The following is a 14,965-nucleotide window of genomic DNA, read 5'->3' as shown; positions in this document are numbered from 1 at the left end:
TTCAACACTGGTCGGGGAATGAACTTGAACCGGGTTATAAAGCAGCTAAGTGTATCACGACTCTTCGGCATCCTACTCGCGGCAGTCCTGCTCGCCGCCTGTGCGTCGGAGCCCAATCAACCCGCTGGCCAGTCCGGCATGCCGTCGGCCTTCTCGGATCTTACCAAGAATGCCCAGTGGTATCTGGCCCAGGTGGACCCGGCTAAACCGGCCGAAGCCTTCACCTGGCAAGTGATGGCGGCGCGCAGCTATCTGGCGCTCGGTCAGGCCAAGCCGGCCGCGGCCCTGTTCCAGCAATTGCAGAAGCAGGCCCAGAGCGCCGAGCAGAAGGCCCAGCTGCAACTGCTGCAGGCTCACCTGCTGCTCGCCCAGGGCAACGCCAACCAGGCGCTGATCCTGCTGGAAGGCAAGCCCGATGTGGCGCTGGATGCTGATACCCAGAAGGACTGGTACCGCCAGCGCGTGGTGCTGCAGCTCGACATCAACAACAAGTTTGGTGCTGCCAAGTCGCTGATCCTGCTGGAGCCCTACCTGGCCCAGAATGAGCTGGCCACCAATCATCAGCAGATCTGGTCCCTGCTCAAGAGCATGACCCCTTCCACCCTGCAGGCGCTGGAAGAGGCACCGGCTCCCGATGTCACCACCGGCTGGCTGCGGCTGGCAGCGCTGGTGAATGAATTCGGTGCCCAGCCCAATCAGCTGGCTCGCCAGCTGGCCGGCTGGAAACAGGCCTTCCCGAACCACCCGGCCCAGAAAGACATGCCGGCCGGACTCGGTGATCTGGCCACCAGCAACATCAATGCCCTGCAGCAGATCGCCGTCTTCCTGCCGCTGTCCGGCAACCTGGAACCGCAGGGTGCGGCAATCCGCAACGGCATGCTGATGTCTTACAAGGAAAATCAGAGCCAGTTTACCCTGAACTTCTACGATACCCAGACCAAGTCGACGGCGGATCTCTACAAGCAGGCCATTCAGGAAGGGGCCAACATGATCATCGGCCCGCTGCTCAAAGACAGGGTCGAGGAGCTGCTCAAGGCCAATCCGACCGTGCCTGTACTGGCACTCAATGAGCTGGACAAGCCGATCGTCAACGACACCACCTATTACTTCTCCCTCTCAGCCGCCGCCGATGCAACGCAGGCTGCCCAGTACCTCTATGGCCAGGGTTATCGCAAACCCCTGCTCATCGCGGCACAGGGACGGATCGGCTACAGCAGCATCAAGGCGTTTGAACAGGCCTGGGCGACCGTAAGCCAGGACAAACCGGTCGTGGCCACTTTCGGTGCCCGCAACGAAGTGCAGGGTATGGTCAAGAATGCGTTGAGCGGCCGCTCCACCGCCCGGGCTGGCGAAGTGGTTCAGCTCTCCGCTGCCGCCCCGCGCAGCATCGACGTGGTCTATGTGGTCGCCAACAGCCTGGAGACCCGGATGATCAAGCCCTACGTCGACATCTCGGTCAATCCGATGGGCAGCCTGCCGATCTACAGCAGTTCGCGCAGCTACGACAGCGCCACCACCGAGGTGGCCTCCGAGCTCAACGGCATGCACATCTCCGACATGCCGCTGCTGCTTGGTGGTTACGAGAAGCAGCGCGAGCAGATCGCCCTGCTCTGGCCGCAGACCCAGGGCGACCTGCTGCGTCTGTTTGCGCTGGGCTATGACGCCGTCAGCCTGGCTGAGAACCTGCAGCAGATGCGCAAGGTCAACGCCATGCAGCAGCCCGGCATGAGCGGTCAGCTGAGCGTGGATGCCGGCGGCAACATAGTACGGGTACTGGACTGGGCCACCTACCAGAATGGCAAGCTGGTCAGTGACAGCGCCATGCCCCAGCTCGAGGGAGTCCCCCATGAAGGTACTTCTGGCACGGATGCGCCGGCAGTTACAGAACCTGTTCCCGTCACCAACGAGCAAGGGACAGCACTTTGAGCAGGTAGCGGAGCGCTGGTTGCAGGCCCGCGGCCTGCAACCCGTGACCCGCAACTATCGCTGTCGGGGCGGCGAGATCGATCTCATCATGCGCCAGGGGGAGATCCTGGTGTTTGTTGAAGTCCGCTATCGCGCCCAGGCCAGCCACGGCGGCGCCGCCAGCTCCGTCACCCGACGCAAACAGCACAAGATCGTGCTGGCGGCACGCCACTATTTCAAGCAACATGCCATCAACGAGGCCAACCAGGCCTGCCGATTCGATGTGATCGCGTTCGAAAGCGACCAGCCGGACTGGATCCAGAACGCATTTTAAGAGGACCCCATGACTGACCGCATCAAAGAAAACTACACCGAGAGCATCCAGACCAAGATAGCCGCCGCCGAGGCGCTGCCGGATGCCATCCATACTGCAGCCCAGATGCTGACCATCTGTCTGCTCAATGGCCACAAGGTGATGGCATGCGGCAATGGTCCCTCCGCAGCACTGGCCCAGCTGTTTATCTCTGAGCTGGTCAACTGTTACGAAACCGAGCGTCCCTCCCTGCCCGGCATGGCGCTGACCCCGGACATGGCAACCATCAGTGCCATCGCCACCGACCACGGCTTTGAAGAGGTGTACGCCAAGCAGATCCGTGCACTCGGTCAGCCCGGCGACATCCTGGTGGTCATCACCACCACGGGTAACAGCCGCAGCCTGATCAAAGCCGCCGAGGCCGCCCTCTCCCGCGACATGACCATAGTGGTGCTGGGGGGCGGTGATGGCGGCGAGATCGCCGGTCTGCTCGGTCCCAACGATGTGGAGATCCGGGTGCCGTCTGCCCGTCGTCCCCGCATTCTGGAAGTGAACCTGTTGACCCTGCACTGCCTGTGTGATCTCATCGACCAGACTCTTTTCCCGCAACAGGAAGATTGAAACCATGAAGAAGCAAACGCTCCTGCTCGGCCTGCTGGCCGGCACCCTGCTGCTGCAAGGTTGCGCGGCCGTGGTGGTCGGTGGTGCCGCCGGTACCGCCAAGGCTTCCGGCGATCGCCGCACCCTGGGCGCCCAATGGGACGATCAGGCCATCGAACTGAAGGCGGCTAACCTGCTGGCCGACAACAAGCCGCTGAGCGCGGCCAGCAAGATCAGCGTCTACAGCAACAACGGCCGGGTACTGCTGGTCGGTCAGACACCTTCTGACGCTTACAAGCTCGAGGCTGGCAAGATAGTGGCCCGTATCGAGGGGGTGCGCCACGTCTACAACGAGCTGCGCCTCGGCCAGCCAGTCAGCATAGGGGTACGCAGCAACGACACCTGGATCACCTCCAAGGTGCGGGCTGACATGCTGGGCGCCAAGAACTTCGACAGCGCCAAGGTCAAAGTGGTCACCGAGAATGGCGAGGTGTTCCTGATCGGCCTGGTGACCCGTCAGGAGGGGGATCAGGCCGTCGAGATCGCCCGCCACGTCAGCGGTGTGAAGCGCGTGATCAAGGCCTTCGAGTTTGCCCAGAACTGACCCTGTTGATCGCCATAAAAAAACGCAGCCAATTGGCTGCGTTTTTTATTTGATGACCTTCAGGGTCGGACGACCGCTCGGGCGCGGCGGTTCCGGCTCAGGCTCTACCGGCGCTTCGGCCTGCTCCAGCCAGAGATCATACCCAGGCTCGGGTGGGAACAGGGTGCCCACGCCGTTTTCCCGGGCATGAATGGCTAGCACGGCCGCCATCGGGATGTAGACCTGCTGGGAAACTCCACCAAAGCGGGCGCTGAAGCTGATGGCATCATTGTCCATGTGGAACTGCCCAACCGCACGAGGTGCGATGTTCAGCACTATCTGCCCATCCTGAACGAACTGCATCGGCACCATCACATGGGGGATGTTGACGTTGACCACCAGGTGAGGGGTCAGGTCATTGTCCAGCAACCAGTCAAAGAACGCCCGCAACAGATACGGGCGACTGGGCGTCATCGTCGGTTCCATGCTCATACGCCAGCGCGGATCTCGCGCTCGGCTTCGGTCAGGGAAGCCTGGAAGGATTCACGTTCGAACAAACGAACCATGTAGGCCTTCAGCTCTTTGGCGCCACGACCGGTGAAGTCGATGCCCAGACTCGGCAGACGCCACAGCAGCGGGGCCATGTAGCAGTCGACCAGACCGAACTCTTCACTCATGAAATAGGGCATCTCACCGAAGATGGGGGCGATGGCCAGCAGGTTGTCCCGCAGCTCGGCACGCGCCGCATCCACGTCGGTACCCGCCATGATCTTGTCGGCCAGGGAGTACCAGTCCAGCTCGATGCGATGCATCATCAGACGGCTGTTGCCGCGCGCCACCGGGTATACCGGCATCAGGGGCGGGTGCGGGAAACGCTCGTCCAGATATTCCATGATGATGCGCGAGGTGTAGAGCGCCAGCTCCCGATCAACCAGGGTCGGTACAGTGTTGTACGGGTTCAGCTCGGCCAGCTCATCCGGCAGGTTGGCAGGGTCTACCTGGCAAATATCTACGCTAACACCCTTCTCCGCCAGGACAATGCGCACCTGATGGCTGAACATGTCGTTGGCACCGGAAAACAGCGTCATTACCGAACGCTTATTGGCAGCTACAGCCATTGAACCCTCCCGTCATTAAAAAGCAGAAACGGCAATGAAGCATCTTGGACTTCATTGCCGTGCATTATATTACCCGGATCTGGTCGCTTAGTGAACGTCGCGCCAGAATTCCTTCTTCAACAGCACAGTGAAGATGAAGAAGATCACGATGAAACCCAGCACCCAGAAGCCCATGCGTTCGCGCTCCTGTTGTACCGGTTCAGCCGAGTAGACCAAGAAGTTTACCAGATCCAGCACCGTCTGATCATACTCTTCGTTATTCATTTCACCGTTGCCGTCAGATTTGATGCTGACAACCTGCTGAACGTCGACACCATCGACCTGGTGGGTCGCAAACTCGGCGCGGGGCGTCCCCTGCAGCGGCTCCAGCACGTGAGGCATGCCCACGGACGGGAACACGGCGTTGTTCACCCCAAACGGACGGGTCTCGTCCACGTAGAAGGAACGCAGATAGGTGTAGATCCAGTCCGCACCACGCACCCGGGCGACCAGCGTCAGATCGGGGGGCGGCGCACCGAACCATTTGGCGGCATCCTTGTCCGGAACCGAGTTTTCCATCAGATCACCGATCTTGGCGCCATTGACGATCAGGTTGGCTGCCATCAGGTCTTCCGGGATACCGATGTCTGCCGCTACCCGGTTGTAACGCTGGTACTGGGTGCTGTGACAGCCAAAGCAGTAGTTCATGAAGGTGGCGGCACCACGCTGCAGCGACGCCTTGTCGTTCAGATCATAGTGAGCCTTGTCCAGATGCACGGCCCCGGTGTTGGCAAACACCAGTGATGGCAGCAGGGTCAGCACTGCAAATATTATTTTTTTCATTTGAATGTCACCCTTTCCGGCAGCGGCTTGGTGCTTTCATTTTTGCTGTAGAAGAACAACAGGACGAAGAACCCGAAATAACCCAGGGTACAGATCTGGGCGATCAGCGTCAGGGTCGGGGTCGATGGCAGCACGCCGAGTACCCCGAGAATGATGAAGCAGACCACGAACTGGGCGATGTTCAGCTTGTGCAGGGTGCTGCGATAGCGCACCGAACGCACCTTGCAGCGATCCAGCCAGGGCAGCAGGAACAGCACCACGATGGAGAGGCCCATCATGATGACGCCCAGCAGCTTGTCCGGTACCGCCCGCAGAATGGCGTAGAAGGGGGTGAAATACCATACGGGCGCGATGTGTGCCGGGGTCTTCAGGCCGTTGGCCACTTCAAAGTTCGGCTTCTCGAGGAAGTAACCCCACATGTCCGGCTTGAAGAAGATGATGGCGCAGAAGAAGAACAGGAAACCGGCTACGCCAATCATGTCCTTGACGGTGAAGTAGGGGTGGAATGCCACCGCATCCAGCGGCCAGCCGTTCTCATCCTTGTGCTTCTTGATGTCGATGCCGTCCGGGTTGTTCGACCCCACTTCGTGCAGCGCCAGGATGTGCATGGCAACCAGCATCACCAGCACCAGCGGCAGGGCGATTACGTGCAGCGCGAAGAAGCGGTTGAGGGTAGCGCCAGAGATAACGTAGTCACCCCGGATCCACAGGGTCAGATCGTCGCCGATGACCGGAATGGCACCGAACAGCGAGATGATGACCTGCGCGCCCCAGAAAGACATCTGCCCCCACGGCAGCAGGTAGCCCATGAAGGCTTCCGCCATCAGGCAGAGGAAGATCAGCATGCCGAAGATCCACAGCAGCTCGCGCGGCTTCTGGTAGGAGCCGTAGATCATGCCGCGGAACATGTGCAGGTAGACCACGATGAAGAAGGCGGACGCGCCGGTGGAGTGCATGTAGCGCAGCAGCCAGCCGTAATCCACATCCCGCATGATGTACTCCACGGAGGCGAAGGCACCTTCGGCGGAGGGGTTGTAGTTCATGGTCAGCCAGATGCCCGTGATGATCTGGTTGACCAGCACCAGCATGGCGAGCGAGCCGAAGAAGTACCAGAAGTTCAGGTTCTTGGGCGCCGGATACTTGGCCATGTGGTCGTTGTACATGGCGGTGAGCGGAAAGCGATAGTCAATCCAGCCCATCAGTTTGGCAAACATGGTCAGGCCTCCTTGCCATCGGCACCGACCAGGATGGTGGTGTCGCTAAGATATTGGTACGGCGGAATGACCAGGTTCAAGGGTGCTGGCACCCCCTGGAACACTCGACCAGCCATGTCGAACTTGGAGCCATGGCACGGGCAGAAGAAACCGGAAGTCACCCCCTGCACCTGTTCGCCGAAGTTGTCCGGCAGGTAGGAGGGAGAGCAGCCCAGGTGGGTACAAATACCGACGGCCACGAAGATCTCCGGCTTGATGGATCTGTAGCCATTGTGGGCATAGTCGGGTTGTTGGGGCTCGTCAGAAGCCGGGTCGCGCAGCTTGTCGTCATGCGCGGCCAGGGCATCCAGCGTCTGTTTGGTGCGTTTCACCACCCAGACCGGCTTGCCTCGCCACTCAACACGGATGAGCTGGCCTGGTTCCAACTTACTGATATCCACTTCAACCGGAGCACCCGCCGCTTTGGCTTTGGCACTCGGGTTCCATGACTTAATAAACGGCACTGCGGTAAAAGCAGCTCCTACCCCACCAACGGCGACCGTTGACCAGGTAAGAAATCTGCGGCGACCGGTATCAACTGGCGCATTGCTCATCCAAAAACTCTCCCATGTGGACTCCGCACATTCTTATTGTGTCCCTGTTCCCCTTTCTTCCGTGACAACAGCGGCGGAAGCGGAGTTACAATTGTCACAGAAAAACCGAGGGAATTTTAAAGAAAAGATAACAACTTGACAAGAAAGAGAAGCGAAGGTCAAAAACAATAAATACACAATTTTTTGTCTTTTGTGACGTAGTGTTAGCAATACCGTTCGTAATATTACCAATAAAAAAAGCCTGGCACGTGGCCAGGCTTTTTTGACACTCGCGAGAGTGCGTACAAAAAGCGAATTAACGCTTGGAGTACTGCGGACGCTTACGAGCTTTGTGCAGACCGACTTTCTTACGCTCAACCTTACGGGCATCACGAGTAACAAAGCCAGCTTTACGCAGTTCGGAACGCAGGGTTTCATCGTACTGCATCAGAGCACGAGTGATACCGTGACGGATCGCACCAGCTTGACCGGAGATGCCGCCACCGTTAACGGTGATGAACAGATCCAGTTTCTCGGTCATCTCAACCAGTTCCAGCGGCTGACGAACTACCATGCGGGCAGTCGGACGGCCGAAGTACTGCTCCAGGGAGCGCTGGTTGATTACGATTTTACCGCTACCCGCTTTGATGAATACGCGAGCAGTGGAGCTTTTGCGACGGCCAGTACCGTAGTATTGATTTTCTGCCATGTTGCCAGTTCCCGATTAGATATCCAGTACTTGAGGTTGCTGAGCAGCATGAGCGTGCTCGGCGCCTGCGTAAACTTTCAGTTTACGGAACATGGCACGGCCCAGCGGACCCTTCGGCAGCATGCCTTTGACGGCAGCTTCGATTACCATTTCCGGTTTACGCTGAATCAGCTTGTCGAAGCTGATGGACTTGATACCACCCGGGAAACCGGAGTGAGCGTGGTACATTTTGTCGGTAGATTTCTTACCGGTTACGTGTACCTTCTCGGCGTTTACAACGATGATGTAATCACCGGTGTCAACGTGCGGAGTGTACTCAGCTTTGTGCTTACCACGCAGACGAGCAGCGATCTCGGTTGCGATACGACCCAGAGTTTTACCTTCTGCGTCCACAATGTACCAGTCACGTTTTACGGTTTCTGGCTTGGCAACGAAAGTTTTCATTAAGTTAAACCCAATTACCTGTTACAGACCCAATTGCTTATGGGGGCTCTCCCACAAACAACAAACGATGGCCTACCTGTACCCCTTCGAATACAAGTAAAGCTTAAAGTGTTGCTGTCTTATCGACAGCTGTAACGTGGGCCGGGCGATTATAAGTGAAGTTGCCTTAAATATCACCTGCTAATTTCACTGCCATGAAGCTAGCAAATGTCGCCCGGCCCTACCTGCCGCAGATGCCCATCCGACTGGCAGGCGCGGTATTGTGACTAAGGAAGGTGCACTCTGGCAAGGTATTCGTGCGATTGCATTTCCTGAAGCCGTGAAAGACAACGTTGGAATTCGAAATCCAGCAGCCCGTGACCGTAGAGTTCCTGCATGGGCACCGCCGCCGACATGATGAGCTTGACGTGCCGCTCATAGAACTCGTCCACCATGGCGATGAAGCGGCGCGCCGCGTCATCCGAGCCTGCCCCCATGGGCTGCACATTGGCCAGCAGGACGGTGTGAAACAGCCGCGCCAGCTCGATATAGTCGCTCTGGGAACGGGGTGTGCAGCAAAGTTGCTCGAACTCCATATAGAGCACACCTTCCCCCATCCCCAGCGACGCCAGCTGACGGTGATTGATCTCGACCTGGCCCGGCAGGGCCTGTTGCAGCCCGGTTAATTGTTGAAAATAGAGCTCGAGATTGGATTTTGCCTGCCGATCCAGCGGGAAGTGATATATCTCCGCCTGCTCCAGCGTGCGCAGGCGATAATCGGTACCGCCATCCACGTTAAGTATCTCGCAATGACGCTCTATAAGGGCAATGGCCGGTAGAAAACGGGCACGTTGCAAACCATTTCGATACAAATCCTGCGGCGGTATGTTCGAGGTCGCCACCAGCACGACCCCATGGCCGAACAGCTCCTGGAACAGGGTCCCCAGCAGCATGGCATCGGTAATGTCGGAGACGAAAAATTCGTCGAAGCAGATGACGTCGGTCTCGTCGGCCAGCTTGCGGGCGATCAGCTTGAGCGGATCGGCCTGGCCGGTCAGCCCCTTGAGCTCATCGTGCACCCGGTGCATGAAACGATGGAAGTGGATACGCAGTTTGCGCTCCCCGGGCAGGCTGTCGAAAAAAGTATCCATCAGCCAGGTCTTGCCTCTGCCCACGCCACCCCACATATATAACCCCAGGATGGGCGTACGGGGCTTCGGCTTTTGCAGCCAGCCCAGCAGACCGCGGGATCTGGTCGGAGTCGGGGTTTGGCACAAATCCTGATAGAGTCGCTCCAGACGGGCCACTGCCATCGCCTGAGCAGGGTCGGCCACGAAGCCGGGGCGCTGCAAATCCTGCTGATATTTTTGCTGCGGGGTCATCCTGTCAATTGCCTTCAAGTCCCTGAATGAAGGACAAAATGGTATCACGCCCTCGGGGTGCACGGTATAGTGCCATCAAGGCGTAGCGGCCGTTCAGGCCGCATTAACATACATTGGTTTAGCTGTAACAAGGAGCATCTATGAGTCTGTTAAACGGGATCCTGCTGGCTGTCGCCGCCTTGATTATCGGTATCATCATCGGTCGCTTCACAGTGCGCAGCCGGGATGCCGGCCGTCTGGAACAAGAACTGAAGAAGGCTCACAAGGAACTGGAAAGCTACCAGGGTCAGATCAATACCCACTTCGCCGACAGTGCCGCCCTGATGGAGCAGTTGGCCGAGCAGTACCAGACCCTTTATCGCCATATGGCGGAGCAGAGCAAATTCTTGGCCAAGGCCCAGGAACCGCTGTTCCGTGAAACTCTGCTCGACGAGAGCAGCGATGTCCCGGCCAATGAAGAACCGGGTGTACCGCCCCGTGACTATGCAGGGGCCTCCGGTCTGCTCAAGCAGTCCAGTTAGTTCCCCGCGGAACTAATTGCGCTGTATCGTGGTCAGACCTTCACGATTGCATTGCAACTTTTTCTGGGAGCTGTTTTTCATATGCGTAAACCTCTTTCTGTGCTCAGTGTGTTAGCCTTCAGTGTCGGCATCGCCATGTCTGCGGCCCCCGTGCAGGCTGCACTGCCCTCCCTTTTGGCGAACAATCAGGAGATGCCGAGCCTAGCGCCGGTGCTCGAACAAGTCACCCCTGCCGTGGTCAACATTTCCGTCTCCGGCAAGAAGATCACCCGCCAGCGTCTGCCGGAACAGTTTCGCTTCTTCTTTGGCCCCAACATGCCTGACGAACAGGTAAGCGAGCAGCCCTTCCAGGCGCTCGGGTCCGGCGTCATCATCGACGCCAAGAAGGGCTACGTGATCACCAACGCCCACGTGGTGCACGAGGCGGACGAGATCAAGGTCAACCTGAAAGATGGCCGTGAATACGCCGCCAAGAAGATCGGCGAAGACAAGCAGTCCGACATCGCTCTGCTGCAAATCAAGGCCGAGGATCTGGTACAGATCAAATTCGCCGACTCTGACGAGCTGCGGGTCGGTGACTATGCGCTGGCCATCGGCAACCCGTTCGGTCTCGGCCAGACCGTCACCTCCGGCATCGTCAGTGCGCTCGGTCGCAGCGGCCTCAACATCGAGAACCTGGAAAACTTCATCCAGACCGATGCGGCCATCAACTCGGGCAACTCGGGTGGCGCCCTGCTCAACCTGCGTGGCGAGCTGATCGGCATCAACACCGCCATCCTGGGCCCCAACGGCGGCAACATCGGCATCGGCTTTGCCATTCCGTCCAACATGGTGCGCGACCTGTCCGAACAGATCGTGAAATACGGTGAAGTCCGCCGTGGCCAGCTGGGCATCATAGGGACCGAGCTCACCTCTGAAGTGGCCAAGACCTTCGGCTACAACAAGAAGGACGGCGCCTTCGTCAACCAGGTGATGCCTGACTCTGCGGCCGCCAAGGCCGGCATCAAGCCGGGCGACATCATCGTCAGCATCGACGGCAAGGCCATCCGCTCCTTCGGCGAGCTGCGGGCCAAGATTGCCACCATGGGTGCCGACAAGCAGGTGGCACTGGGCCTGATCCGCGATGGCAAGGAGCAGACCGTCAAGGTCACCCTGAAGAAGGCGGATGACAGCGAAATCCTGGCCAGCGCGCTGCACCCGGCACTGGAAGGGGCCAAGCTGAGCACCACCAGCGAGCCGGTGAGCGGCGTGGCCGTCTCCGAGATCGATCCGCGCTCCCCTGCCGCCGCCTCCGGTCTGCAGAAGGGCGACGTCATCATCGGCGTCAACCGCCTGCGCATCAACTCGCTGGAAGAGCTGAGCAAGGCACTGAAGAACAAGCCGGATGTGCTGGCCCTCAACATCCAGCGCGGCGACTCTTCGCTCTACCTGGTAATTCGTTAATCTCCTCTCACCCGCGGCGCCTGCCGCGGGTGATTTTTATCCACCGATAGTGTTATTCTCTGCCCGCTCTATGTACGGATGAGAATGACATGAAAATCCCCCCTATAGTCAGTTACTTGGGCAAGTCTGTCGGCTTCGGTCTCACCGTGGCGGCGCTACTGTTGCTGCTGTTTCCCAATTTTCGAGGCGGGGCCCAACTGCCCGGCCTCATCACCAATGCCCGTGAACTGAGCTTCTCCTACGCGGCGCACCGCGCCGGCCCTGCCGTCGTCAACATCTATACCCGCAGCTTCGCCCGCAATCAGGGCAACCAGACCGAACTCAGGCCCCAGGGGCTGGGCTCCGGCGTCATCATGAACCAGCGCGGCCACGTGCTGACCAACTACCACGTCATCGCCGATGCGGACCAGATCATAGTCGCGCTGCAGGACGGACGGGTGTTCAGCGCCGAACTGGTCGGCACCGACCAGCTCACCGACCTGGCGGTGCTCTACATCGAGTCGGACAACCTGCCGGTGATCCCGCAGGATCCGGAGCGGCTGCCCGACGTGGGCGACGTGGTGCTCGCCATCGGCAACCCCTACAACGTCGGCCAGACCATCACCCAGGGCATCATCAGCGCCACCGGCCGCATCGGCCTCTCCAGCATGGGGCCGGACAGCAACGGCCGGCAGGATCTGCTGCAGACCGACGCCGCCATCAACGAGGGCAACTCGGGGGGCGCCCTGGTCAATGCCCGCGGCGATCTGGTGGGCATCAACACCGCCGCCTACCACCTCAACGGCAATCAGGAGAGCTACGGCATCAGCTTCGCCATTCCCTACAAGCTGGCCAAGCGCATCATGGACGAGCTGATCGCCAACGGCCGGGTGATCCGCGGCTACCTCGGCATCTCCAGCGTCGAGATCAATCCCATCGTCGCCCGCATGATGAATCTGGGTGACCTGCGCGGCCTGGTGGTGGAGAGCCTGGATCCCAACGGGCCGGCCACCAAGGGCGGACTGCGACGGGGCGACGTGCTGCTCAAGATCAACGGCGAGGCCATCAGCGGCGTGCGGGCCGCCATGGACAAGATCGTCGAGAGCCGGCCCGGCACCAAACTCACCATCTCGGTGATCCGCGACGGCAAACCGCTGGAGGTGGAGGTCACCATCGAAGAGGATCTGCGCTACCAGAACCGGGCCAGCGCCAGCGCGGCCACCGCCAGCTGACATCTCCACGGTCGGGGCGACGAGTCGCCCCTTCTCCTCCCTTTTCCCCTCCCGGCCGTGAGGCGACTCACAGTTTCAGCCAAGGGCCACCAGCCCCTCATCCAACGCCAAGTGCGCCCCTGATCACACAAAATAGGCGCCAATGAGCTCTCTTTTCCGCTTGATGCCGCAAAAGCGGCTTCAATTGGCCAACTGACGCGCGAATTTCCGCTTCGAATCGGAAAAACGGTGCCTCCTCTCCCGAACATGACCGGCTTAGGGTAACGCTATCCCTTCTGCCAGCCTTGGAGAGCAGACATTGCACACAGAGACCCATGACCAGCCCCTGACCCCGGACAGCCCTGCCCTGTTGCGCCAAACCGACCAGATCCTGGCGCGCATCCATATCCTGCTGGCCGAACAGGGCATCCGCCCCAACGAGGTACAGCAGCAGATGCTGGCCTCTCACGTCAAAGCCATGGTGTGGCGCTCCCACAGTGGCGAGCCGCTGCCGGAGGTCGACCTCAGCCTGTTCGAGGAGATCTCCCCCCTCTCCCTGCGTCTGGCCGAGCAGGTCGTCAGCTGGCTGGAGCGGCTCGCCTATGAAGAGGCGCACCTCTTGTCCGTCCATTTCGAAGTAGCCAAAGAAAACGAACTCAGTTCAGTCAAAGGAGAATGCTAAATGACAGCCATCAAACTCGTGATCGGTGATCGCCTCGGCAAGGGCCAGAAAGTCGGTGCAGGCGCGGAAGCCGCCGGTGCCAGCGTGACCGTCATCCCCGGCATGGCCGCCGACATGAAGCTCGGCGACGTGATGAACAAGGAGCAGGCGGATCTCGGCATCTCCTTCTGCGGCAGCGGCGGCGCCGGCGCCATCACGGCCCAGACCAAGTACGGCTACAAGTGCCGCTACGGCATGCGCTCCATCGAAGAGGGCGTGACCGCCATCAACGAGGGGTGCGTGGTGCTCGGCTTCGGCTTCATGGACAAGGAAGAGCTGGGCCAGAAGCTGGTCGAGGCGTTTGCCAAGAAACACGGACGCGCCTGATGAAAGAGGACTTCACCACCCAGGTCACCGTCAACGGCAAGGGCGCGACCCGTCAGCAGGCGTTCGCCGCCGCCCTCAGCCAGGTGCAATCCACGCTGCTCAAGGACAACCCGCGGGTGCTGCTGCGCATCGAACCGGTCGAGATCGAGGTGATCGAGGCCGAGGAGTCGGTCCGGGTGGAGAAGTTCCTGTTCTTCTTCCTGCCGCGCCAGCGCCACGAATACCGGGTTCGGCTCGCCATCACGGTCAGGGTCACCAGCCTGGACACCGACAAGGTGACCTTTACCCGGGTGTGACGCCGCCCGCGGCAACACCGCCACAAGAAGGATACATGGGATGTTTCTAATCATATTTATCAAGTCACTCATCATTGGCGGCCTGGTTGGCGTCGGGGTGGGGGCCGGCGCTGCACGGATGTTCCACGCCCCGACCGTGCAGGGGATGGGCGCCTTCCGTACCCTGGGCGAGCTCAACTCCTGCGAAGGGGATCCCGCCTCCCATTTCTCGTTTGGTCTGGGCTTCTACTTCAACGCCTGGGCCTCCACGGTCGCAGCCGGCGCCTTCACCCAGGACGTGGATCACCGCATCTTGCCGAACTGGGGCGCGGCAGCCCTGATGATCAAGAACCGGGATCTCGCCACCACCCTGCATGACCCGAAGAAGATGGCCATCGCTTGCGGCATCATAGGTGCCATCGTGGTCGCCTTCCTCAACAGTACCGCCGCCGCCGTGCCGGCCGCCCTGCAGGTCACCGCGGTCAAGGTACTGGTGCCGGCCGCCAACCTGCTGGTCAACACCGTCATGCCGGTGATCTTCTGGCTGGCCGCCATCGAGGCGGGCAAGAAGTCCGGCTTCTGGGCCACTATCTTCGGCGGTCTGGCCCAGCTCATCATGGGCAACGCGGTACCGGGTCTGGTGCTCGGCATCCTGATCGGCAAGGGGGTGGAAGAGAGTGGCTGGAACCACGTCACCAAGGTGATGATGGCCGCCATCGTCCTGCTGTTCGTGCTGAGCGGCTTCTTCCGCGGCTTCGACATGAAACTCATCGAGTCCTTCCATCTGGGCATTCCCCTGTGGCTGGAAAACGTCCATAACCTGCTGAGCGGCAAATAAGGGGTCACA

General features: G+C 59.8%; 19 protein-coding genes. 11 read left to right on the top strand and 8 right to left on the bottom strand.

Annotation, left to right across the window (positions count from 1 at the left end):
* Nucleotides 1-18 precede the first annotated feature (18 nt).
* From I6L38_RS21525 to dolP, 4 genes are read left to right on the top strand one after another with little or no spacing between them, the layout of a single operon-like run.
* Nucleotides 19-1,926 carry a penicillin-binding protein activator gene (locus I6L38_RS21525; protein WP_081013004.1) on the top strand — a complete coding sequence of 636 codons (1,908 nt, stop codon included), beginning with the start codon at nt 19-21 and terminating at the stop codon, nt 1,924-1,926.
* Nucleotides 1,847-2,239, top strand: a complete 393-nt coding sequence (locus tag I6L38_RS21520) for a YraN family protein (RefSeq protein WP_254204172.1) — start codon at nt 1,847-1,849, stop codon at nt 2,237-2,239. The genes I6L38_RS21525 and I6L38_RS21520 overlap by 80 nt, the downstream gene beginning before the upstream one ends.
* A gap of 9 nt (nt 2,240-2,248) precedes the next feature.
* Nucleotides 2,249-2,839, top strand: a complete 591-nt coding sequence (locus tag I6L38_RS21515) for an SIS domain-containing protein (protein ID WP_005305871.1) — start codon at nt 2,249-2,251, stop codon at nt 2,837-2,839.
* 4 nt (nt 2,840-2,843) lie between these two features.
* Nucleotides 2,844-3,422, top strand: a complete 579-nt coding sequence (gene dolP / locus I6L38_RS21510) for a division/outer membrane stress-associated lipid-binding lipoprotein (RefSeq protein ID WP_005305875.1) — start codon at nt 2,844-2,846, stop codon at nt 3,420-3,422.
* Between the two features lie 45 nt (nt 3,423-3,467).
* Here dolP and I6L38_RS21505 read toward each other — a convergent pair whose 3' ends face one another.
* The 8 genes from I6L38_RS21505 to zapE form a co-directional block, all read right to left on the bottom strand.
* On the bottom strand, nt 3,468-3,893 hold the full coding sequence (locus tag I6L38_RS21505) for a ClpXP protease specificity-enhancing factor (RefSeq protein ID WP_017766408.1): 426 nt from the start codon (nt 3,891-3,893) through the stop codon (nt 3,468-3,470).
* A complete protein-coding gene (sspA, locus tag I6L38_RS21500) occupies nt 3,890-4,519 on the bottom strand; it encodes a stringent starvation protein SspA (RefSeq protein ID WP_010635939.1) in 630 nt (209 codons plus the stop codon). The genes I6L38_RS21505 and sspA overlap by 4 nt, the downstream gene beginning before the upstream one ends.
* Nucleotides 4,520-4,606: 87 nt before the next feature.
* Nucleotides 4,607-5,341 (bottom strand): cytochrome c1, encoded by a 735-nt coding sequence (locus I6L38_RS21495; RefSeq protein WP_010635938.1) that lies wholly within the window; start codon nt 5,339-5,341, stop codon nt 4,607-4,609.
* Nucleotides 5,338-6,555 carry a cytochrome bc complex cytochrome b subunit gene (locus tag I6L38_RS21490; RefSeq protein WP_005305888.1) on the bottom strand — a complete coding sequence of 406 codons (1,218 nt, stop codon included), beginning with the start codon at nt 6,553-6,555 and terminating at the stop codon, nt 5,338-5,340. The genes I6L38_RS21495 and I6L38_RS21490 overlap by 4 nt, the downstream gene beginning before the upstream one ends.
* A gap of 2 nt (nt 6,556-6,557) precedes the next feature.
* On the bottom strand, nt 6,558-7,148 hold the full coding sequence (gene petA / locus I6L38_RS21485; protein ID WP_005305890.1) for a ubiquinol-cytochrome c reductase iron-sulfur subunit: 591 nt from the start codon (nt 7,146-7,148) through the stop codon (nt 6,558-6,560).
* A gap of 295 nt (nt 7,149-7,443) precedes the next feature.
* Nucleotides 7,444-7,836, bottom strand: a complete 393-nt coding sequence (rpsI, locus tag I6L38_RS21480) for a 30S ribosomal protein S9 (protein WP_005305893.1) — start codon at nt 7,834-7,836, stop codon at nt 7,444-7,446.
* Between the two features lie 15 nt (nt 7,837-7,851).
* On the bottom strand, nt 7,852-8,280 hold the full coding sequence (rplM, locus tag I6L38_RS21475) for a 50S ribosomal protein L13 (protein ID WP_005305895.1): 429 nt from the start codon (nt 8,278-8,280) through the stop codon (nt 7,852-7,854).
* Between the two features lie 266 nt (nt 8,281-8,546).
* Complete coding sequence (zapE, locus tag I6L38_RS21470) at nt 8,547-9,641, bottom strand: cell division protein ZapE (RefSeq protein WP_043171629.1); 1,095 nt, start codon at nt 9,639-9,641, stop codon at nt 8,547-8,549.
* Nucleotides 9,642-9,781: 140 nt separating this feature from the next.
* Here zapE and I6L38_RS21465 point away from each other — a divergent pair, with 140 nt between their 5' ends.
* The 7 genes from I6L38_RS21465 to I6L38_RS21435 all read left to right on the top strand — a co-directional run bounded on the left by I6L38_RS21465 (nt 9,782) and on the right by I6L38_RS21435 (nt 14,956).
* Nucleotides 9,782-10,162, top strand: a complete 381-nt coding sequence (locus tag I6L38_RS21465; RefSeq protein WP_005305902.1) for a YhcB family protein — start codon at nt 9,782-9,784, stop codon at nt 10,160-10,162.
* A gap of 81 nt (nt 10,163-10,243) precedes the next feature.
* Nucleotides 10,244-11,605, top strand: a complete 1,362-nt coding sequence (locus I6L38_RS21460; protein WP_216988914.1) for a Do family serine endopeptidase — start codon at nt 10,244-10,246, stop codon at nt 11,603-11,605.
* A gap of 89 nt (nt 11,606-11,694) precedes the next feature.
* Nucleotides 11,695-12,816: an outer membrane-stress sensor serine endopeptidase DegS gene (gene degS / locus I6L38_RS21455; RefSeq protein WP_017779755.1), complete on the top strand. Its 1,122-nt coding sequence runs from the start codon at nt 11,695-11,697 to the stop codon at nt 12,814-12,816.
* Between the two features lie 298 nt (nt 12,817-13,114).
* Nucleotides 13,115-13,477 (top strand): PRD domain-containing protein, encoded by a 363-nt coding sequence (locus I6L38_RS21450; protein ID WP_005305914.1) that lies wholly within the window; start codon nt 13,115-13,117, stop codon nt 13,475-13,477.
* The gene (locus I6L38_RS21445) at nt 13,478-13,843 is read left to right on the top strand and encodes an SFCGS family glycine-rich protein (RefSeq protein ID WP_005305917.1); all 366 of its coding nucleotides are present in this window, start codon (nt 13,478-13,480) and stop codon (nt 13,841-13,843) included. It begins immediately after the preceding gene.
* Nucleotides 13,843-14,139: a DUF4312 family protein gene (locus tag I6L38_RS21440; protein ID WP_017782409.1), complete on the top strand. Its 297-nt coding sequence runs from the start codon at nt 13,843-13,845 to the stop codon at nt 14,137-14,139. The genes I6L38_RS21445 and I6L38_RS21440 overlap by 1 nt, the downstream gene beginning before the upstream one ends.
* Before the next feature lie 40 nt (nt 14,140-14,179).
* Complete coding sequence (locus tag I6L38_RS21435; RefSeq protein WP_043171631.1) at nt 14,180-14,956, top strand: DUF4311 domain-containing protein; 777 nt, start codon at nt 14,180-14,182, stop codon at nt 14,954-14,956.
* The last annotated feature ends 9 nt before the right edge of the window (nt 14,957-14,965 follow it).

Source organism: Aeromonas sp. FDAARGOS 1408 (assembly GCF_019048665.1).
GTDB lineage: Bacteria > Pseudomonadota > Gammaproteobacteria > Enterobacterales > Aeromonadaceae > Aeromonas > Aeromonas dhakensis.
This window is presented reverse-complemented; position numbering and strand designations above follow the sequence as displayed.